Here is a 20,445-nt window from a genome sequence, read left to right on the forward strand (position 1 = left end):
CCCTATCTTTTTACTCGGAAGTGGTCGGAGTCGGGGTTGGCGACCTCCGCGCTGTAGGTTGATCGACGTGAGCGTGGACACGGAGTTCTGGGAGTCGCTGCACAGGGTGCTGGTGGGCGCGGGCGCCTACATCACCGACCCGCAGGGCAGGGCGCTGCTGGTCAAGCCCAACTACCGGCCGCACTGGAGCTTCGCGGGCGGCGCCGTGGACGAGGGGGAGCACCCCGCCCAGGCCTGCGCCCGCGAGCTCGTGGAGGAGCTCGGCCTCGCGCTCCCTGTCGGCGAGCTTCTGGTCGTCCAGTGGGTGGGCCCGCGCGACGGCAGGCCGTACCCGCTGATCAACTTCGTCTTCGACTGCGGCGTCATCGACGTCGACGCCCCGATCAAGCTGCAGGCCGAGGAGCTCGACGACTACGGCTTCTTCACCGAGGAGGAGGCCGCGTCGCTGCTGCCGCCGTGGATGCACGACAGGGTGACCGCGGCCGCCGCGGCCAGGGCCGGCGGCACGACCCGCTACCTGCCGCCCGTCAGCGCGGGCTGATCCGACAGCAGGGCCTGCGGCAGCGTCACCGCCGCCGTGATCCCCCCGTACGGCGAAGGCCGCAGCCGCACGGCGATCCCGTGCCTGGCCGCCAGCCTGGACACCACGAACAGGCCCAGCCTGTCGCTCTCGGCCAGGTCGAACTCGGGCGGCTCGGCCAGGCGCGCGTTGAGCTGGTCGAGCTCGGCTGGCGGCAGCCCGAGCCCGCGGTCCTCGACCTCGACGAGCAGCCCCTCGGGCACGGTGAGCGCCCGCACGTCCACCCTGGTCCGCGGCGGTGAGAACAGGGTGGCGTTCTCCACCAGCTCGGCCAGGAGGTGGACGATGTCCGTCGCGGCGGCTCCCGCCACGGCCGTCTTCGGCGGCTGCGGCACCTCGACCCTGGCGTACTCCTCCACCTCGGAGACCGCCGCCCTGAGCACGTCGACCACCGGCACGGCCTTGCGCCAGCCCCTGCCCGGCGCCTGGTCCGACAGGATGATCAGGCTCTCGGCGTGCCTGCGCATGCGGGTGGTGAGGTGGTCGAGCTTGAACAGGTCCTCCAGCGTCTGCGCGTCTTCGGCGCGCCGCTCCATGCCGTCCAGGTGCAGCAACTGGCGATGGAGCAGTGACTGGTTGCGCCTGGCCAGGCTGACGAAGACGTGTCGCACACCGTCGCGCAGCTTCGCCTGGTCGACGGCCGCCTCGACGGCGGTGGACTGGACGGTGTTGAAGGCGTGCACGATGTCGCGCACCTCGGTGGTGTGCGCGTCGAGGACGAGCGGCTCGACCTGGTGGTCGGTCGCGCCCTTGCGCAGGCGCTCGACCAGGACGGCCAGCCGTACCTCGGCCAGCTCGGTGGCCGCGTCGCGCAGGCCCGCGAGCTCGCGCACCAGGCGCCGCCTGAAGCGCAGGGACAGCACGATCGCGGCCACGACGGCGACCAGGCCCACGCCGCCGGCCACGCCGATCTTGACCAGGATGTTCACGGCGGTGGGCGTGACGCGATCGACCAGGCCCTGCACGGCTTCGTACTGGTTGCGCTCGACGACTCGCGCCAGGTTGTCGCTGCTGGTGCGCCAGGTGTTGGAGGTGGCGGGCAGCCCGTTGGCGGTGGCTTGGCCGCGGATGGCGTCCTCGATCGCGACGAAGTCGCGGTAGACGGGCGCGGCGGACAGCTGCCGGTAGGCGGCGTCGAGCCCGGGCCCGAGGTGGGCGAGCGCCTGGGCGTAGAGGAGCCTGCGGGTGGCCGACATCTCGGTGAACAGGGCGCGCTCGCTCGCCCCGACCCGGCCGGTCGCGAGCACGTGCACGATCATCGCCCGCTCCCTCGAGAGCAGTTCCTTGGCCTCGCCGAGCATGCTGACCGATCTGGCCACGCGGTAGAGCGCCATGTCCGGCACCAGGATCATCTGGTCGTACATGCGGAAGGAGGCGTCGACGATGTCGCTGTAGGTGATGATCATCTGGATCGGGTCGATCGAGCGAGCGTCGACGCCTCTGCGGACCTCCGGAATGCGGTCCAGCTCGTCGTTCAGTGCCTTGAGCTGGACGGCCATCTCCGGTGACAGGTTCTCCTGCAGGCTCGCGCGCCGGCGGAAGGCGGCCACGGCGGTGTCGGTCCTGCTGCGCTGGTTGATGAGCTCCCTGTACGGCGCGGCAGACGAGAGGAACTCGGCCGAGGCCAGCCGTTCGCGCTGGAGCTGGATGTTGATCTGCTCGGAGGGGTCGGCCAGGTTGGTGACCAGATTGTTGATCTCCAGGAGGCGCAGCCCGTCACCGCCGGTCAGGCTCGCGGCGAACGCCCACAGCCCGACCAGCGAGATCAGCGGGACGGACAGCAGGACGAGCAGCTTGAGCGCGATGGGGCGGCCGGGACGGGTGAGGCGCCTTTTCATGGTGAGATCGTCTCGCAGATCACACCCTTTTGGGAGGCTTCCCGTGCGCTTGCCCCGATCAATGTCTGGATGGACGATAGCCGTCTTCGGGTTCCTGGCCTTCGCGCTCGGGCTGTTCGGCCTGCTCAGCCCCGACAGCCTGCTCGGACTGCTGGGTTTCGAAGTGGTGGCGGCGCGCGGCCCCGGTGACTACACGAAGGTCTACATGGCCGCGTCGTCGATGGCGGCGGTCAACATGGGCGTGTACTACATGCTCGCCGCGGCGTCGGACTGGCGGCCGTTCTTCCTGTGGACCGTGCCGTTCAGGCTGGTGACGTTCGCGGTGTTCAGCACGCTGGTGATCACGGGCGCCGCGCCCTCAGAGTTCCTCGGGGTGGGGCTGTGGGAAGGGCTCGGCGCCCTGATCACCGGCTACGCCTTGTGGCGAGAGCGTTCCTCGGAGGGACGCCCGGCGACCAGGTGATCGTCGGTGTGCGTGGCCTGGCGCGGCACGGTGTCCGTCGCCGGCGCCGCGCTGTCGTCCTCGTGCAGCTTGCGCTCCAGCTGCCGCTTCTCGTCCTCGAGCTTGGCCACGCGGTCGTCAGCCTGGTGGCGGACCTCACGCAGCTTGCGCCGGCGCGCGGCCGACCTGCGCGAACCCGAGGCGAGCAGCGAAATACCCAGGAGCAGAACTCCGGCCGTCACCGCACCGGTGAGGAACATCTCCAGGTGCGACGGCTGGAAGGTGTAGCCGAAAACTGTGTAGGAGGTATCGGGCTCCATGGCGACCACGTAGATCGCCGCGCCCGCCAGCAGGACCAGGATCAGGCCCAACACGATCATTGACCTCACCTTTCTTCAGAGCCTGATCCCCTCTGCCCGGTAATGATGGAGTCATGCGACCAGACGCGGGCCAGGTGCTTCACTTCTCCGAAGATCCAACGATCAAGAAGTTCGTCCCTCACGTCGCCAGAACCTCGCGCCAGACGCGGCCGTACGTCTGGGCCGTGGGGTTCGACCGCTGCCCCGACTACTGGTTTCCGCGCCACTGCCCGCGGGCGATGGCCTGGAAGGGCCCGCAGACCCGGCCGTGGGACGTCGAGCGCATCGTCGGCGCGGGCTGCGGCGAGCGCGTGCACGCCATCGAGTACGGCTGGCTCAAGGCGATGATGGAGGTGCGGCTGTACGCCTACCGGCTGCCCGCCGACCCCTTCGTGCCGATCGGCGAGCCGCCGCACGCCGTGGTCGCCCAGGAACCCGTCGTGCCGCTCGGCCCGCCCGAGCCCGTCTCCGACCTCATCGAGCTGCACGAGGAGGCCGGGATCCAGCTGCGCGTGCTGGACAACCTATGGCCGTTCTGGAACCAGGTGACGGCCAGCACGATGGAGTTCAGCGGGATACGGCTGCGGAACGCTCGGCGATCAACGAGCTGAGCCGCTCGACGGTCATCGACCCCGGCCCTCGCCGTTCGCGGGCCGCGTCGACCGCCTCGCGCTGCAGCACCTCGTTGACCGGGGTGGCCACCCCGTGCAGGCGGCCGAGCAGCACGATCTCGCCGTTGAGGTAGTCGGCCTCGATCGAGCCGCTGCCCCTGGCCAGGCTCTGCCACGACGAGCCGCCACCGCGCTCGATGCCCTCGATGTCGCCGGTCTTCACCTGCTCGCCGCCCTGGTGGGCGATGCCGGCCGCGGCCAGCACGGCGCCGCCCTCGGCTCTGGCCCGCTCGACCAGCTCGTTGACGCCGGGCTCGCGCCCGCACAGCGCCTCGACGGCGTTGCCGAGGTTGCTGAGCAGCTTGCCGTACTTCCACGGCATGACCTCGGGGACGGCCCGCGCCGCGAACGCGCTCTTGGCCAGGTCCGCGGCGATCGTCTCGGACAGGTCGTCCACACCCTGTGGATAACGCCCGACGTACAGCGAGCCGGACAGCGGCGAGCCGTAGGCGGCCACCAGGCCCGGCTCCAGGTGCAGGGCGGGCAGGTAGACGCACATGCCGTAGACGTGCTCGAAGCGCCGCAGCGCCATCCGCTCGTTGGCCACGCCGTTCTGCGCGCACACCACGGGCAGATGGCGCGGCCACGGGTCGAGGGCGGCGAGCGTGTCCTGCGACTTGGTCGCCACGATCAACACGTCGCCGTCCACGGGCCCGTCGGCGGCCGGAACAGGGAGCGTCTCGTCGGAGTCGGGGGTGACCAGGCGCAGTCCCTTGGTCCTGAGCGCCTCGTAGTGCGCCCCTCTCGCGATCAGGACGACATCGTGCCCGCTCCAGAAGAGGCGACCGCCGATCGTCCCGCCGATCGCCCCTGCCCCGATGATGACGTAGCGCATGTCGTCAGGATGTCATCCTTTGGGCGCGCGCTTCCCTTCACCCGCTCGCGCAGGATGGTCTTCAGCACCCGCCACCCGTCCCTGACGGCGTGGAGGTTGCTGACCCCGTGGATGCGGCACCGCTCGTGGCTCGGTACCTCGGTGATGGCCAGCCCTGCCTGGGCCGCCCTGACGTTCATCAGCGTCTCGATCTCGAAACCGTCGCAGTCGAGCGCCATGGCCTCCAGGTGGCGGGACCAGAAGGCGTTGTAGCCGTAGCAGAGGTCGGTGTAGCGCGTGCCGTACAACCGGTTGGTGATGAAGGTCAGCGCCCTGTTGCCGAAGGAGCGGGTCGGGCTGATGTCGTCGGAGCCGCCGCCCTCGACGTAGCGCGAGCCCTTGGCGAAGTCGGCGCCCTCGACCAGCGCCTGGACGAAGAGGCCGATCTCCCGGCCGTCGGTGGAGCCGTCAGCGTCGATCATGACGATGATGTCGCTCTTGGCGGCGGCGAATCCCTCGGTCAGCGCGTTGCCCTTGCCCCTCCTGCTCTGCGTGACGACGCGCAGGTCTGGACGGAGGCTGAGAGCGACGGCCACGGTGTCGTCGGTCGAGTTGCCGTCCACCAGGATCACCTCGTCGATCCAGGCGGGCAGGGTCGCGAAGACGTGTGGCAGATTGTCGGCTTCGTTCAGTGCGGGGACCACCACACTGACCGTGGCGGAGAACGGGCCTTTGTTCATGTCCCCCAAGGTCCGCTTGAGCGCCTGCATTTCGCTTGACATCCTCTTGCAAGCGGTGCGGATCTTCCGCATTGCGGGCATTTGTGGACAGCGTTGGAGCTCCACCTGACCTGCGGTATCAGGTTTTGGGCGGGCGGCAGGTGATGATCCCCTTGCTTGCTCTTGACAAGAGCTCCGAAAAATGGTTGGAATCAGCCCTTCGCGATCCTGGCCGCGACGTCGGCGGCGGGCTCGCGGGTGGTGTCGATGATCTCGGCGGTGTCGTGGAGCCAGGAGAGCGCCTCGCGGTAGCGGGGGATGTGCCGCAGCCGCCACTCCCTGGCGCCCGCCTCGACCTCGTCCGTCTCGATCCTGCGCACGTGCTCGTCGTGCTCCACGTCCAGGACGTAGTGGCGGATGTCGACGCCTCTGGTCCTGATCGCGGTGAAGATCTCGTCGTAGTAGTCCTGACGCAGCAGCGTCATCGCGATGACCAGCGGGCCGCCGTAGTGGGCGTGCACCTGCAGGGCGGTCTCGGCGGCCAGCGCCCGCCAGGCGGGGAGGTCCTGGAAGTCGCCCGCGGGCGCGTCGGGCAGGATGTGCCGCAGGAAGAAGCCGACCATCTCGGGGTCGAAGAAGTGCGCGCCGGGGAGCAGCCTGACCAGCTCGTTGGCGGTGGTCGTCTTTCCCGCGCCGAAGGGTCCGTTGAGCCAGATGATCATGGTATGCGACCCTATACGGCCCGCGTCGCGGCGGCCCAGCGATCCAGCAAGCCGGTCGCCGCGCCCGAGTCGATCGCCGTGAGAGCGCGCTCGTAGGCCGCGCCGAGACCCGCGACGCCGTCCCCGCTCGCGGCGGCCAGCGCGGCGGCGGCGTTCAGGCAGACGATGTCGCGCACCGGGCCCTTCGCCCCGCCGAGCACCGCCTTCGCCACACCGGCGTTGTGCGCCGCGTCGCCGCCCCTGAGGTCGTCGATGACGGCCCTGGGGATTCCCAGCGTCGCGGGGTCGAAGCGGGCCGAGGTCACGCGTCCGTCGCGGACCTCCCAGATCGTGGACGGGCCCGTCGTGGTGAGCTCGTCCAGCCCGTCGTCGCCCCTGAACACCAGCGACGTGCACCCCCGCGCGGCCAGCACACCGGCGATCACCGGCGCCATCCGCGCGTGGAACACCCCGACCGCCTGCGCCCTCGGCCTGGCCGGGTTGACCAGCGGCCCGAGGAAGTTGAAGACGGTCGGCGTCCCGAGCTCCCTCCTGGGCCCCGCGGTGTGCCGGAAAGCGGGGTGGTAGTGCGGCGCGAACAGGAAGGCGATCCCCACCTCGTCCGCGACGCGCGCGGCCCGCGCGGGCGGCAGGTCGATCGCCACGCCGAGCGCCTCCAGCACGTCCGCGGCACCGGAGGAGGACGTCGCGGCCCTGCCGCCGTGCTTGACGACTCTGGCACCGGCCGCCGCCGCGACGATCGCGGCCATCGTGGAGATGTTCACCGTGTGCGCCTGGTCGCCCCCCGTTCCCACGAGATCGACGGCGTCACCCCGCACGCCGACCGGGGTCGCCCCGTCGAGCAGCGCGTCGGCGAGCCCCGACACCTCGGCGACGCTCTCGCCCTTGGCGCGCAGGGCCACCGCGAACCCGGCGATCTGGGCGTCGGTCGCCGCGCCCGCCATGATCTGCCGCATCGCCCACGCGGTCTGCTCCGCGCGCAGCGATCCGCCGTCGAGCAGGGTGCCGAGAAGTGCGGACCAGGTCGTCATGTGCTGTCTCCAGTCGTGGTTTCGACAAGGAGACCGAGCAGCCGACCGCCTCGCCGAGGCGGTCATCGGATGTCGCGACGTGCCGCCTAGGAGGCGGGCCACCAGAAATTCGCGATCATGACGTGACATGCTACCAACATGTCGGTGCTCTCTCCCCTCATGGGCACGGTGGTCAGCGTCGAGGTCGCCGAGGGCGACCTGGTACGGCAGGGCGCTCCGATCGCCATCGTCGAGTCCATGAATGGCGGCGGCGGAGGACCCTGACGCGCTGTCCTGAGGGATGGATCATGGAGCTGAGACGCATCTTCGACGAGGACGCCGCCCGCTACGACAGGGCCAGGCCCGGCTACCCCGCCGAGCTGTTCTCCCGCATCCCCCGTGGCTCGCGGGTGCTGGAGATCGGCTGCGGCACCGGCCAGGCGACCAGGGGCCTGCTGTCCGTGGGCTGCCGGGTGACCGCCGTCGAGCTCGGGCCGTCGCTGGCGGCCATGGCGCGGCTCCGCGTGCCGTCCGCGGAGATCGTCACCGCCGATTTCGAGATGTGGCCGCTGCCCGCCGAGCCGTACGACGTGGTGTTCGCGGCCACGTCCTTCCACTGGCTGGACCCTGAGGTCCGGGTGGCCAAGGCGCGCGCCGCGCTCCGGCCGGGCGGCCTGCTGGCCACCGTCGCCACCCACCACGTGGAGGGCGGGACCTCGGCCTTCTTCGCCGAGCTCCAGGAGTGCTACGAACGCTTCGACCCCGCCACGCCGCCGGGCCTCCGCCTGCGACCGGGCTCCTCGATCCCGCATGATCCCGAGCCGCTGCCCGGCTTCGACCCGCCCGCCTTCGAGCGCTGGGAGTGGGAGGTCACCTACACCACCGCGTCCTACCTCGACCTGCTGTCGACCTACTCGGGCACCCGCGCCCTCCCCGCCCGCGCGGCCCTGCTCGACTGCGTGGGCTCGCTCATCGAGACGAGGTACGGCGGGCAGATCACCAAGCGCTACCTCACCGAACTCCGCACCGCCACGAGGAGTGCGGTTCGATGACTGTGTTTGCGGACGGGACTTTTGCCTCGGGCGACGAGATTCCGCGGCCGTGGCCAGGATTAGACTCCCCTTGAAATCCCCTCGGGGTTTTTTCGAGCGATGGATCAGACATGGACAAAGAGGCCACAGCGGTGATCTCGGGCGTCGTGGATGTGCGTGACGTCCCGTTGAGCAGTCTGTGTGAGAAAGAGCTGGCGAGCGTCGTCCGCCGTGTGGTCCCGGACGCCCCGAGCATTTCCGTGGCGGCGTTCAACTCCTCCATCTGACCGAGGCCGAGGGGAGGACGGCGATGGTGCCGTTCCGCCAGTTCGTTCTCAAGGTGCACAGCAGGTGCGACCTGGCCTGCGATCACTGCTACGTCTACGAGCACGCCGACCAGAGCTGGCGACGACGGCCCAAGGTGATGTCACAGGAGACGATCGCCTGGAGCGCGTTGCGCATCGCCGAGCACGTCAAGAGCCACGGTCTCGACCAGGTCGCCGTCGTGCTCCACGGGGGCGAGCCGCTGCTGGCGGGGCCGGGCAGGCTGCTGGCGATCGCCGAGGCGCTGGAGTCGGCGCTGACCGGGTTGTGCCGCCTCGACCTGCGCCTGCACACCAACGGCCTGCTCCTCGACGACCACTTCCTCGAGGTGTTCGAGGAGAAAGGCGTCAAGGTGGGCGTCTCGCTCGACGGCGACAGGGCCGCCCACGACCGGCATCGGCGCTACGCCGACGGCCGGGGCAGCCACGCCCGGGTCCTGGCGAGCCTGGCCAGGCTGCGTGCCAGGCCGCACCTCTACGCGGGACTGCTGTGCACGGTCGACGTGGCCGGCGACCCGATCGCCGTCTACGAGGCGCTGGCCGAGCAGGAGCCGCCGCGGGTCGACTTCCTGCTCCCGCACGCCACGTGGGAGGAGCCGCCCCCGACCGGCGCGGGCGACTGGCTGACCGCGGTCTTCGACAGGTGGGTGGCCGACGGCAGGCCGATGGCGGTGCGGCTGTTCGACTCCATCGAGTCCACGTCGCGGGGCGGGCCCAGCTTCACCGAGGCGCTCGGCCTGGAGCCGAGCGACCTGGTCGTCATCGAGACCGACGGGGCCTACGAGCAGGTCGACTCGCTGAAGTCGGCCTACGACGGGGCGCCGGAGACCGGGCTCGACGTCTTCCGCCACACGCTGGACGACGTCGCCGCGCATCCGGGGATCCGGGCCAGGCAGCGCGGGCTCGACGGGCTGGCGGAGACCTGCAGGCGCTGTCCCGTGGTCGACAGCTGCGGCGGGGGGCTCTACCCGCATCGCTACCGGGCGGGCGGTTTCGACAATCCGAGCGTCTACTGCGCGGACCTGCTCCAGCTGATCACGCACGTGCGGGGGCGGCTGCGCCGTACGCACGAGCTGACCTCGGCGCAGCTCGGTGAGCTGGCCGCGGGCCACGGCGGGGCGGCGGCGGTCGGGGCGCTGGCGGCCGGTCAGGCCAGCCTGCGCAGGGTGGCGCTGACCGCGGCGGCCGCGCGCGGGCCCGCGTGGGAGCTGCTGACCCGGATCGACGCCGAGCGTCCCGAGGCGCTGGCCGCCGTGCTCGCCCACCCGTACGTGCGCGCGTGGGCCGTCCGGCGGCTGGCCGGTACGGCGGGCGAGGCCCACCTCGGCAACATCGCCGCCGCGGCGGCGATCAGGGCGGGCGTCACGGCCACGGTCGAGGTCGAGGTGCGCGAAGGCGTCGCCTGCCTGCCGGGTCTCGGCGTGATGCCCACCGAGCGCACCACGATCAGCACGGCCGACGCGTGGGAGCCGGTGCGGCGGCTGACGGCGGGCGGGCTGTCGGTGGTCCTGGAGGATACCGATCCCTACCGCGACTGCCACCAGTGGACTCCCGCCCCCCGCCTGACCTCCGAGCAGGCGCTGGCGTGGCAGGAGCTGTTCGCCGGGGCCGTCGAGGTGATCGGGCGGGAGCATCCCGCCTACCTGCCGGCCATGGCCGAGGGGCTGACCACGCTGACGCCGCTCAGCCCGCCGGCGCACGGCCGCGACACCAGCTCGGCGGCGAGAGAGGCGTTCGGCGCGATCGCCGCCACCCTGCCCGCCGACGCCGAGACGCTGGCGCTGCTGCTCATGCACGAGTTCCAGCACGTGAAGCTGGGCGGGGTGCTCGACCTGTTCGACCTGTTCGACGCCTGCGACACCCGGCTGTTCTACGCCCCGTGGCGGGAGGATCCGCGCCCGCTGGAGGGTCTGTTCCAGGGCGCCTACGCGCACCTGGCGGTCACCGACTTCTGGCGGGCGCGCCGAGACCCGAAGGGGCGGGAGCGGTTCGCCCGGTGGCGCGACGACACCGCGCAGGCGATCGAGACCCTGCTCGGCTCAGGAACGCTGACCCCGCTCGGCGAGCGCTTCGTGCGGGGGATGCGTGAGAGCGCCGCGCCCTGGCTGGCGGAGGCGGTGCCGGCCGAGGCCCGGCGGGCGGCGCAGGAGGAGCGGGCACGGCACCGCGCCAGGTTCGACCGGACATGACCCGCGACGGCCTGGCGGCGCAGCTGCGGCGGCTCGGCGTCGCGGCGGGTCAGGTCCTGCTCGTCCACAGCGCGCTGAGCAGGATCGGCGGAAGCGAGCCCGCGACCGTGGTCGGCGCGCTGCGCGACGTGCTCGGCGAGGAGGGCACGCTCGTGGTGCCCACCCAGACGGCGGCCAACTCCGACACCTCGCGCGAGCACCTGAACCGCATCGCCGGTCTTACGGAGCCCGAGATCGCCGCCTTCCGCGCGGCGATGCCCCCCTTCGACCCCGCCGCCACCCCCTCCGTCGGCATGGGACGGATCGCCGAGCAGGTCAGGACCACGGAGGGCGCCGTGCGCAGCGCCCACCCGCAGACCTCCTTCGCCGCGCTCGGCCCGATGGCGGCCAAGTTGATGGACGGCCACGCCATGGACTGCCACCTCGGGGAGAGCTCGCCGCTGGCCAGGCTCTACGAGGCCGACGCGTGGATCCTGCTGATGGGCGTCGGCTACTCCTCCTGTACGGCGCTGCACCTGGCCGAGTACCGCCTGCCCGACCCGCCGCTCAGGACCTACCGCTGCGTCGTGGAAGGGGGATGGTGGGAGTACGAGGACGTCGACCTGCGGGACACCCACCTCCCGCGACTCGGCGCCGATCTCGACAAAACGGATATTTCGCGAAAGGGGCGTATTGGGCGGGCGAAAAGTCGCCTGTTGCCTCTTGCGCCCGCGGTCGATTTCGCGGTGAATTGGCTTGCTGTGAAATAGAGTTGAATCACCCAGAAAGGAGGCGGGTTGCCCGAATCCCCGTACTTCTTTCTGAGTTACAAGCGCAACGACGTGAGCGACCTCTGGGTCGCGCGCTTTTTCAAACATCTGTCCGATGACGTGCGGGTCGTGGCCAATGCCGAACAGCCCGGTTTCATGGACAAGCAGGTGCCCGCAGGTGGCAGCTGGCCCGCGCACGTGTCGCAGGCGCTCTCCTCGTGCAGGGTGTTCGTACCGGTCTACTCGATGGGCTATTTCGACAGCGAGCACTGCGGCAAGGAATGGGGCGCCTTCAGCAGGCGCTGCGGGCCGGGGTCCGAGGCCATCCTGCCCGTCCTGTGGGCGCCGCTCTACGACACGCCGGTGCCCGAGTGCGCGGGCATCCTCAACTACGAGCACGCCGCCTTCGGGCGCGAGTACGTCACGGGCGGCATCTACGGGATCATGAAGCTGCGCCGGTTCAGGGAGGCGTACAAGGAGGGCGTCTGGTGGCTGGCCCGCAGGATCATCGAGGTGGGCCGGACGGTCGACGTTCCCTACCAGGCCATCCCCGACTACCGCGACCAGCCCAACGCCTTCGCCACGGCCGAGCCGCGCAGGCCGTACCACATCACTGTGGTCGCGCCGCGGGCCGGAGCGCTCCCGGAGGGGAGGCAGGCGGCCTACTACGGGCACACGCCGCTCGACTGGAACCCGTTCGCCGGGCCGGTCACGCTCGCGGACGCGGTGGCCGAGGTCGTCAGGCAGCAGGGGCTGCGCCCGGTGGTCGGCACGCTCGACCAGCACAACGGTGAATCGGGCGTGGTCCTGCTCGACCCGTGGGCGCTGGCCGACAAGGGAATCCGCGACGCGGTGTCGGGGCTGCGGGCGCCCGTGCTGGTGCCGTGGCACGAGGGCGACGGCCAGAGCGCGGCCGAGCGGGAGCGGCTGGAGGCGACGGTGCGCGAGACGGTCGAGGCCAGGCCGATCTCCGACCTGGGCCCGGTCGCCGAGCTGATCAGGCAGGCGGAGTGGCGGCGCCTGCGCGGCGCCCCGGAGTACCCGCCGCCGGGTCCTTCGAGCGAGAAGCCGAGGTTGAGCGGCCCCGAGGAGTGGTCATGAGCGAGGGCGAGATCATTACCTTCTACTCCTACAAGGGCGGCACGGGGCGCACGATGGCGCTGGCCAACGTGGCCTGGATCCTGGCCGCCAACGGCAGGAAGGTGCTGGCGCTCGATTGGGACCTCGAGTCGCCCGGCCTGCACAGGTTCTTCCATCCCTTTCTCGACGCGGGCGTGATCAGCGCGACGCCCGGCGTCATCGAGCTGATCACCGACTACGCCTTCGCCGCCCTCCAGCCGGTCGAGCGCGCCCCCGACTGGCACCTGGAGTACACCCAGGTGCTCCCGCGCGCGGTCTCGCTGGAGTACGACCACTTTCCCGGCAGCGGCACGATCGACTTCATCTCGGCGGGCCGCCAGAACCGCGACTACTCCTCGCTGGTGTCCACCTTCGACTGGGACAACTTCTACGAGCGGCTCGGCGGCGGCGTCTTCCTCGACGCCCTACGCGCCGACATGCGCCGCCACTACGACTACGTGCTGATCGACAGCCGTACGGGCCTCAGCGACATCGCCGACATCTGCACCGTGCACTTCCCCGACATCCTCGTCGACTGCTTCACGCTCAGCGACCAGAGCATCGAGGGCGCCGCGGCCGTGGCCCGGCACATCGACCAGCGCTACCGCGACAGGAACATCAGGATCCTGCCGGTGCCGATGCGCATCGAGCCGGGGGAGAAGAAGAAGCTCGACGCGGGAAGGGCGCACGCGCGCAGGCGCTTCGCGGGCTTCCCCAAGGGGGTGGACGCCGAGGAGTACTGGGCCGCGATCGAGATCCCCTACGTGCCCTTCTACGCCTACGAGGAGACGCTGGCCACCTTCGGCGAGGTCGCCGCCTCGCCCTCGTCGATCCTGTCGGCGTACGAGCGGCTGACCTCCGTGGTGACCGGCGGCGAGGTCACCGGGCTGCCGCAGGTGAGCGAGGAGGTGCGCGCGCAGGTGCTGGCCGCCTTCGAGCGCACGCCGCCCGACTCCGACGAGGAGGGGACGCTGGCGCTCAGCTACGTGCCCGAGGACCGGATGTGGGCCGACTGGGTCGCCGCGCTGCTGCGCAGGAGCGGGATGAAGGTGGTGACCGTCAGCGCCGATCTGCCCGAGTGGGAGCGGGAGCTGCCCGGCGCCGCCAGGGTCGCGGTGCTCGTCTCGCCCGCCTACCAGCGCTCGCCCAGGACCAGGCACTTCCTCGACGATCCCCCGCCCCATGTCCCCATCCGCGTCGGCGACCTGCCCACCCATGACGGCGTCCGCATCGACCAGCTCGGTGAGAGCGAGGCGGCGCAGGTGCTGCTGCGCGCCTTCGGCAGGGCCGGTCAGTCGCCCGAGCACCCCGCCGAGCACGGCCCGATCGGCCCCCGCTACCCCGGCACGCCGCCGAGGGTGTGGAACCTGCCGCCGCGCAACGCGGCCTTCACCGGCCGCAGCGCGGTTCTGGAGGAGCTGCGCAACCAGCTCGTCGGCACCGGCCAGGCGGTCGTCCTCCCCATGGCGCTGTACGGCCTCGGCGGCGTGGGCAAGACCCAGGTCGCGCTGGAGTACGCCTACCGCTTCATGGCCGACTACGACCTCGTGTGGTGGGTGTCGGCGGAGGAGTCGGCCGGCATCGCCGACAACTTCCTCGACGAGCTGGCCCCCAGGCTGGGGATCAAGCAGGAGGAGGCGACGGTCAGGGCCGTGCTGGAGAGCCTGCGGCGCGGCGAGCCGTACCAGAGATGGCTGTTGATCTTCGACAACGCGACCGAGCTGGCCGATCTCGGCGACTACCTTCCCGTGGGCGCGGCCGGGCACGTGCTCATCACCTCGCGCAACCCCGCGTGGTCGGCCGTGGCCGCGCCGCTCGAGGTGGACGTCTTCAGCCGCGACGAGAGCGTGGAGCACCTGCGCAGGCGGGTGGAGGGGCTGGCCGAGAGCGACGCGGAGAAGGTCGCCGCCGCCCTGGGCTTCCTGCCGCTCGCCGTCGACCAGGCGGGGGCGTGGCTGAGCGAGACCGGCATGCCCGCCGCCGACTACGTGCAGCTGCTGGAGACCGAGCTGACCAGGGCGCTGCCCACCTTCAGAGGGCCCAAGCCGGTCGCCGCGACCTGGAACATCTCGCTGGAGCAGCTCAAGCGACGCTCGCCCGCGGCCGTGCGGCTGCTGCAGCTGTGCGCGTTCTTCTCGGCCGACCCGATCTCGATGACGATGATCTACAGCGACGAGATGGTCAGGCTGCTGCGCGAGCACGACGACAGCCTGCGCGAGAAGCTCATGCTGGGCAGCGTGATCAGGGAGATCAACAGGTTCGCGCTGGCCAGGGTGGACCAGAGCGACAACACCATCCAGGTGCACCGGCTGGTGCAGGCGGTCATCCGCAGCCAGATGGACGACGAGGCCCAGACCAAGGCCTGCCACGACGTGCACACCGTGCTGGTGGGCGCGCGTCCGCGCCAGGGCGACGTGGACGACCCCGAGAACTGGCCGCGCTACAGCCTGATCTGGCCGCACCTGAGCCCGTCGCGGGCGGCCGAGTGCGGCGACGAGGACACCCGCCAGCTGCTCATCGACTCGGTCCGCTACTCGTGGAAGCGCGGCAACTTCGAGCGCGCCCTCGACCGCGGTCGCCAGCTGGAGGCCGCCTGGCTCGGCGCGCACGGCGGTGACCACTGGCAGACCCTCTACCTGCGCTTCCACCTGGCCAACGTGCTGAGGTCGCAGGGCCGCTACCGGGAGGCGAGGCAGGAGGACGAGCAGGTGGTGGCCAGGCAGCGGGTGGTCCTCGGCGAGCGCCACCCGCACACGCTCATGACCTCCGGCAGCCTCGCCGCCGACCTGCGCGGGCTCGGCGAGTTCAGGCAGGCGCTCGATCTCGACCAGAACACCTACGCGCAGTTCAAGGAGCTGTTCGGCGAGGAGCACCCGCGCACGCTCGCCGCCGCCAACAACCTCGCGGTCTCCTACCGGCTGGTCGGCGACTGCTTCTCGGCCAGGCGGATCGACCAGGACACGCTGGAGCGGCGCAAGGCCGTGCTCGGCGCCTCGCATCCCTACACGCTCTTCTCCCAGGCCAACCTGGCCCGCGACCACAGGGAGGCGGGTCAGTTCGCGGTCTCGGTCAGGCTGCTGCGCAGCACGCTCGCCGCCTACCAGGACGTGCTCGGCGACGACTTCCTCGACACCCTGCGCACCGCCAAGAGCCTGGCCGTCTCGCTGCGCAAGGCCGGAGCGCAGGAGGAGGCGCTCGACCTGGCCAAGGAGACCTACGAGCGCTACCTCGCGCACTACCCGGGCTCGCCCGAGACCAAGGCGGCCGAGCTGGAGTACGCCTGCTGCCTGTCGGCGCTGGACGACAAGCCGCGGGCGCGGCGCATCGCCGCGAACCTCCTCGACGACTTCCGCGCGTCGCTCGGCGACACGCACCCCTACACGCTGGTCGTGGCCAACAACCTGGTCACCTACCTGAGGGGGACAGGTGCCGTGCAGGAGGCCAGGGAGCTGGGCGAGCGCACCCTGGAGGCGTTCACGGTACGGCTGGCCGAGAGCCACCCCTTCACGCTGTCGTGCGCCGTCAACCTGGCCAACTGCCTGGGCGACCTGTCCGAGCTCGACGCGGCGGAGGCGCTCGAACGCAGGACCGCCGACCTGCTCAGCACGGTGCTCGGCCCGCTGCACCCCGACACCCTGGCCTGCCGCGCCAACCTCGCGATCACGCTGCGCTCCACGGGCCAGCAGAGGGAGGTCCTGGCGCTGATGAGGGACGTGCTCGGCGCAGAGCACCCGAACGCCGACTCGCTGCGCGAGTGGCGGCGCCTCAACAGGGACCTGGAGCCGCAGCCGACGTGACCAGCCACCGCAGCACGTCCGGCAGCACCGACAGCGCGCCGAAGTGCGCCGCGCCCCTCTCCACGGTCACGATCGAGCCGGGGATCCGCTCGCCGAGCCAGCGACAGTGTGCGGCGGGGGAGAACACGTCGTCCTCGCCGTGCCACAGCAGCGTCGGAACCTCGATCACCTCGGGGTCGAAGCCCCAGGGCCCGATGAAGGCCATCGCGTCGTCCACCCAGCCGTCGGCCGAGTGCCGCAGCCCCTCGGCGAAGTTGCGCCACAGCATCCTCCTGATGCCGTCGTCGGCCACCACCCTGCGGTCGGCCTCGGGCAGCTCGTGGAAGAGCCCGGCGACGAGCTGGGCGGGGTTGGCCCTGATCCGCGCGGCCGCCGCGCCGAGCCGCTCGGCGAGGACGTCGTAGCCGGCCGAGGCGGCGCTGTACTCCACGACGTTCGACTCGGCCATCCCGTCGAACCAGTCGAGCCCTTCGGCCGTGCGAGGTGCGAGGCCCACCAGGACGGCCGCCTTCGAGGTGCGCTCGGGGAGGAGGGCGGCGCAGGCCAGCGCGTGGGGGCCGCCGCCCGACCGGCCCACGACGCCGAAGGTCTCCAGGCCGAGCGCGTCGGCGATCGCGAGCACGTCGTCGATCACGTCCCTGACCCTGCGGCCGGGTGACGGGTCGGACCCGCCGTACCCGGGGCGGTCGAAGGTGATCAGCCGGACGCCGAGCCGGTAGAGCACCGCCGCCCTGGGCCTCGGGCCCAGCCTGCTGCCGGGAGTGCCGTGGAGCAGGAAGACCGGGCTGCCGCTGGGGGATCCCCACTCCTCGACGGCGAGTCTCCTGCCGTCGAGGGTGCGCACGACTGTCGTCACAGCGGGATTTATGCCCACATTCGTGAGGGGGTACGGCCGGCATGCCGTACCCCCTCACCGGGTTCAGCGCAGGGTGACCAGGTCGGCTTCCTGGACGCCCGCACGGTCGTCGAGGGTGACGACCATCCAGCCGGGGGCCTGGGCGGCCGCCGGGTTCCTCGTCAGCGACAGCGAGGCGGTGGCGCCGGGCGCGACCGACACCGTGCCGCCCGTGGAGACGGCGGGGTTGTAGGCGTCGAACGCCGCGACCCCCGTCTGGTCCAGCAGATCGTCGGGAACCTGCGAGAACGCTGAGACCCCGTAGGAGAAGGACGGCTTGGCGGCCGAGATCCCCAGCGCCGAGGCGGGCGCGGGCAGCAGGACGGTGCCGCTGTTGGCGGGGGCCGTGGCCACCCACGCGCCCACCAGCCTGCCCGCCGCGGTGTAGACGAACGAGGCCATGCGGCCGTCGAAGGAGCCGGTGGTCATGGCCCCGTAGTCCGCGCCGACGACGAAGTAGTCGGTCGTCCCGTCGTTGCCGGTGTCCACCGCGACGTCGAACTCGTTGGCCGCGGCGCTCGACCAGCGGCCGTGAGTGCTGACCGCGAAGACCAGCGTGCGGTCCTCGGCACTGCCGCCGAGCACCTCGCCGGGCAGGACCTGCACACCCGTGGCGCGGATGTCCATGGAGTCCTCGGCGCCCGTGACGTCGTCGGGGTCGGTCACGCCGAGCGCGAAGACGTCGGCGGTGCCCGCGTGGACGCCGGTGTTGCGCAGCTCCACCGAGACGGCGTCGCCGTCGATCTTGGCCCGGCCCGCGGTCACCTTGGACACGGCGTCGGGGACGGCGAGGAAGGCCACCCGCAGCGGGCCCGCGCCGGGCGCGGCCTGACGGGGCGTCGCCGTGACCGCGCCCTGGACGGTGGTGAGGGCGCCGAAGTTGGACGCCTCGGCGGCGGGCAGCGCGGCGGCGGCCGCGGCGCTGATGGACAGGGTGACCTGGACGGTGACGCTGGAGCCCTTCCTGACGGTCACCTTCGACGGCTGGACCGCGACGGTCGCGCCGCGCGCGTCACCGTTGAAGGCGGCGGCCAGGTCGTAGGTGACCGTGCTCTCGCCCTTGTTGGCGATCTCCACGGGCTGGGTGGCGCTCCAGCCGTCATTGCCGATCACGGCGTACTTGAAGGACAGGTTGCCGCCGTTACCGCGCGTGGACGCGAAGACGTTGGTCTCCACGGCGGCCTTGGCGTCGACCACGCCGGAGCCCGCGATGCGGGCGTTGTAGTCGCGGTGCCTGCCCTCGGCCCCCGCCGTGCTGACGATCGCGGCCTTGACCTGGCCCGGCTTCCACCGCGGGTGCGCCTGCGTGACCAGGGCGGCCACGCCCGCGGTCATCGGGGCGGCCATCGAGGTGCCCGACTTGGTGGAGGGCCCGTTGCCGGTGCCCACGCCGACGGAGACGACGCTGTCGCCGGGGGCGGTGACGTCGGGCTTGGCCATGCTCTCGACGTTGCCGGGGCCGCCCGAGCTGAACAGCGACTGCTTGCCGTACGCCGGGTTGACCATCGTGGTCGCCGCCAGCGCGACGCTCTGGCCGTCGAGCGCGGCCGCCGCGGCCCGGTCGGCGAGCTGGAAGCCCAGGAACGGGATGGTGACGGTGTACGGGACGCCGGTGTCGGGGTCGGAGGTGATCTGGCCCTCGAAGACCGGGTAGCCGGCCGAGGTGTTGATCATCGCGACGGCGGCCGCGCCCGCCTGCTGGCCGAGGATGGCCCGCTTGACCCTGGCGCAGGAGCCGCGCAGCGTGACGACCAGCTTGCCCGCGACGCCGCCTGGGTAGGCGGCGTAGTCGGCGGGGGTGCAGCCGAGCGAGAGCGGCCCGTTGGGGTAGCTGGTCCGCAGCACCGCCACCGGCAGCGAACCGGCGCTCACCGGCGCGTTGTTGGCGTTGATCAGCGTGAGGACGCCGCTGCCCGAGGTGAGGGTCGCGGCGGGGAACTGGGCCATCGCCACGTCCATCGCCGCCACCGAGATCGCCGTGGTGGCGACCGCGGGGGCGCCGGTGATGTAGGCGTTCGGGCCGCTGTTGCCCGCCGAGGCGACGACGGTGACGCCCGCCCTGGTCAGGGTCCTGACGGCCTGCGCGGACGGCTCGTCCTCGCGGCCGAACGGCGAGCCGAGCGACATGTTGACGACGTCGACGCCGTCCTTGAGCGCCTGCTCCATGGCGGTGACGATGACGTCCTCCGTGCTGGAGCCCGAGCAGCCGAAGATGCGGTAGGCCAGCAGCGAGGCCTCGGGCGCGACGCCGGGGGCCACGGTGAAGCCCTTGGCGTAGGTGGAGCCGTCGTAGGGGCCCGTGTAGGTCTTGCCGTCCGTCGTGACGCCCTGACCGGCGATCGTGCCGGCCACGTGCGAGCCGTGGCCGCCGCAGTCGAGCGGGTCGGGGTCGGGCTTGGGCACGTACTTCGCGGGGTCGCTGGAGCCCGCGTCGTAGGCGTCGCCCACGAAGTCGTAGCCGCCGACGACCTTGGCGGTGGGGAAGGAGCCCGGCTCGATCACGGTCTTGTCGTTGGCGGCGAAGTCGGCCGCGACGCCGGAGCCGCCGAAGTCGGCGTGCAGGTAGTCGACGCCGCTGTCGATGACGCCGACCTTGATGCCCTTGCCGGTCTTGCCGAGGTACTGCCAGACCTTGTCGGCGCCGATGTAGGAGCCGCCTGCCGCGTTGTCGGCGACGAAGGTCCTGGCCCGGTGGACGTCCACGACGCCGCTCGCCTTGGCGAGCTCGTCGATCTTGTCAGCGGGGACGGTGGCGGCGAAGCCGTTGAAGGCGTCGGTGTAGGTGGCGGTGACGGTTCCGCCGAGGGCCTCGACGGCCTGCTTGCCGTCCTGCTGGGTGGCCTTCAGCTCCCTGCGCGCCGACGCCTTGTCGATGGTCCTGCCGGCGTCGGCGGCGTCCGCCTCGGCCGCGGCGACCGGGTCGCCCGAGACCTGCACCATGACCTTGACCTGCTGGGCCGGGTCCAGGGCCGCGGGCACGGCGCCGGTGTGGTTGTAGGCGTCCGGCAGCCGCTCGAACCGCTGGTCGGGTTCGGCGGCGGCGGTCCCTGACGGGAGCAGAGCTCCCAGCGTGGTCAGGGCGGCAGCGGCGTAGAGTAACCGCTTTCTCACTGGTCACCTCTTCTGGAGGGGGGTGGGTCAACCAGCGATCGTTCAGTACGCGGACATTCATGGAGGATCGGTTCGA

At 71.4% G+C, this 20,445-nt stretch carries 18 protein-coding genes; 10 read left to right on the top strand and 8 right to left on the bottom strand.

Annotation, left to right across the window (positions count from 1 at the left end; translation table 11 throughout):
• Positions 1 to 67 precede the first annotated feature (67 nt).
• Positions 68 to 541 carry an NUDIX domain-containing protein gene (locus tag H4W81_RS37240; protein WP_192779083.1) on the top strand — a complete coding sequence of 158 codons (474 nt, stop codon included), beginning with the start codon at positions 68 to 70 and terminating at the stop codon, positions 539 to 541.
• On the opposite strand, the gene H4W81_RS37245 is transcribed toward H4W81_RS37240, so the two are convergent.
• Positions 514 to 2,418 carry a sensor histidine kinase gene (locus tag H4W81_RS37245; RefSeq protein ID WP_192779084.1) on the bottom strand — a complete coding sequence of 635 codons (1,905 nt, stop codon included), beginning with the start codon at positions 2,416 to 2,418 and terminating at the stop codon, positions 514 to 516. The genes H4W81_RS37240 and H4W81_RS37245 overlap by 28 nt on opposite strands.
• A gap of 61 nt (positions 2,419 to 2,479) precedes the next feature.
• Here H4W81_RS37245 and H4W81_RS37250 point away from each other — a divergent pair, with 61 nt between their 5' ends.
• A complete protein-coding gene (locus H4W81_RS37250; protein WP_192779085.1) occupies positions 2,480 to 2,881 on the top strand; it encodes a hypothetical protein in 402 nt (133 codons plus the stop codon).
• Here H4W81_RS37250 and H4W81_RS37255 read toward each other — a convergent pair.
• Positions 2,830 to 3,240 carry a hypothetical protein gene (locus H4W81_RS37255; RefSeq protein ID WP_192779086.1) on the bottom strand — a complete coding sequence of 137 codons (411 nt, stop codon included), beginning with the start codon at positions 3,238 to 3,240 and terminating at the stop codon, positions 2,830 to 2,832. The two genes, H4W81_RS37250 and H4W81_RS37255, sit on opposite strands and share 52 nt — an antisense overlap.
• Before the next feature lie 53 nt (positions 3,241 to 3,293).
• Between H4W81_RS37255 and H4W81_RS37260 the strand changes: the two genes are divergently transcribed.
• A complete protein-coding gene (locus H4W81_RS37260; protein ID WP_192779087.1) occupies positions 3,294 to 3,830 on the top strand; it encodes a DUF6886 family protein in 537 nt (178 codons plus the stop codon).
• Here H4W81_RS37260 and H4W81_RS37265 read toward each other — a convergent pair.
• From H4W81_RS37265 to trpD, 4 genes are all read right to left on the bottom strand, one after another.
• Positions 3,787 to 4,725, bottom strand: a complete 939-nt coding sequence (locus H4W81_RS37265; RefSeq protein WP_192779088.1) for a ketopantoate reductase family protein — start codon at positions 4,723 to 4,725, stop codon at positions 3,787 to 3,789. The genes H4W81_RS37260 and H4W81_RS37265 overlap by 44 nt on opposite strands.
• Complete coding sequence (locus tag H4W81_RS37270) at positions 4,641 to 5,444, bottom strand: glycosyltransferase family 2 protein (RefSeq protein WP_192779089.1); 804 nt, start codon at positions 5,442 to 5,444, stop codon at positions 4,641 to 4,643. The genes H4W81_RS37265 and H4W81_RS37270 overlap by 85 nt, the downstream gene beginning before the upstream one ends.
• Before the next feature lie 191 nt (positions 5,445 to 5,635).
• Positions 5,636 to 6,145 carry a P-loop nucleotide/nucleoside kinase family protein gene (locus tag H4W81_RS37275; protein WP_192779090.1) on the bottom strand — a complete coding sequence of 170 codons (510 nt, stop codon included), beginning with the start codon at positions 6,143 to 6,145 and terminating at the stop codon, positions 5,636 to 5,638.
• Positions 6,146 to 6,156: 11 nt separating this feature from the next.
• Positions 6,157 to 7,176 carry an anthranilate phosphoribosyltransferase gene (gene trpD / locus H4W81_RS37280; protein ID WP_225958982.1) on the bottom strand — a complete coding sequence of 340 codons (1,020 nt, stop codon included), beginning with the start codon at positions 7,174 to 7,176 and terminating at the stop codon, positions 6,157 to 6,159.
• Between the two features lie 138 nt (positions 7,177 to 7,314).
• On the opposite strand from trpD, the gene H4W81_RS37285 reads away from it, so the two are divergent.
• From H4W81_RS37285 to fxsT, 7 genes are all read left to right on the top strand, one after another.
• Positions 7,315 to 7,440, top strand: a complete 126-nt coding sequence (locus tag H4W81_RS37285; protein WP_192779092.1) for a biotin/lipoyl-containing protein — start codon at positions 7,315 to 7,317, stop codon at positions 7,438 to 7,440.
• 23 nt (positions 7,441 to 7,463) lie between these two features.
• Positions 7,464 to 8,207 carry a class I SAM-dependent methyltransferase gene (locus H4W81_RS37290; RefSeq protein ID WP_192779093.1) on the top strand — a complete coding sequence of 248 codons (744 nt, stop codon included), beginning with the start codon at positions 7,464 to 7,466 and terminating at the stop codon, positions 8,205 to 8,207.
• 110 nt (positions 8,208 to 8,317) lie between these two features.
• Positions 8,318 to 8,473, top strand: a complete 156-nt coding sequence (locus H4W81_RS37295; protein ID WP_192779094.1) for a hypothetical protein — start codon at positions 8,318 to 8,320, stop codon at positions 8,471 to 8,473.
• Between the two features lie 23 nt (positions 8,474 to 8,496).
• Entirely contained in the window at positions 8,497 to 10,698 is a 2,202-nt protein-coding gene (locus tag H4W81_RS37300) for an FxsB family cyclophane-forming radical SAM/SPASM peptide maturase (RefSeq protein WP_192779095.1), read from the top strand.
• Positions 10,695 to 11,447 (top strand): AAC(3) family N-acetyltransferase, encoded by a 753-nt coding sequence (locus H4W81_RS37305; protein WP_192779096.1) that lies wholly within the window; start codon positions 10,695 to 10,697, stop codon positions 11,445 to 11,447. Before H4W81_RS37300 ends, H4W81_RS37305 begins: the two co-directional genes overlap by 4 nt.
• A gap of 27 nt (positions 11,448 to 11,474) precedes the next feature.
• Entirely contained in the window at positions 11,475 to 12,548 is a 1,074-nt protein-coding gene (locus tag H4W81_RS37310) for a TIR-like protein FxsC (RefSeq protein WP_192779097.1), read from the top strand.
• Positions 12,545 to 16,363, top strand: a complete 3,819-nt coding sequence (gene fxsT / locus H4W81_RS37315) for an FxSxx-COOH system tetratricopeptide repeat protein (protein WP_225958983.1) — start codon at positions 12,545 to 12,547, stop codon at positions 16,361 to 16,363. Before H4W81_RS37310 ends, fxsT begins: the two co-directional genes overlap by 4 nt.
• Here fxsT and H4W81_RS37320 read toward each other — a convergent pair.
• A complete protein-coding gene (locus tag H4W81_RS37320; RefSeq protein WP_192779098.1) occupies positions 16,332 to 17,219 on the bottom strand; it encodes an alpha/beta fold hydrolase in 888 nt (295 codons plus the stop codon). The genes fxsT and H4W81_RS37320 overlap by 32 nt on opposite strands.
• 63 nt (positions 17,220 to 17,282) lie before the next feature.
• Positions 17,283 to 20,369 carry a S8 family serine peptidase gene (locus tag H4W81_RS37325; protein WP_192779099.1) on the bottom strand — a complete coding sequence of 1,029 codons (3,087 nt, stop codon included), beginning with the start codon at positions 20,367 to 20,369 and terminating at the stop codon, positions 17,283 to 17,285.
• Positions 20,370 to 20,445: the final 76 nt, after the last annotated feature.

The sequence above is a fragment of the Nonomuraea africana genome (assembly GCF_014873535.1).
Classification (GTDB): Bacteria; Actinomycetota; Actinomycetes; order Streptosporangiales; family Streptosporangiaceae; genus Nonomuraea; species Nonomuraea africana.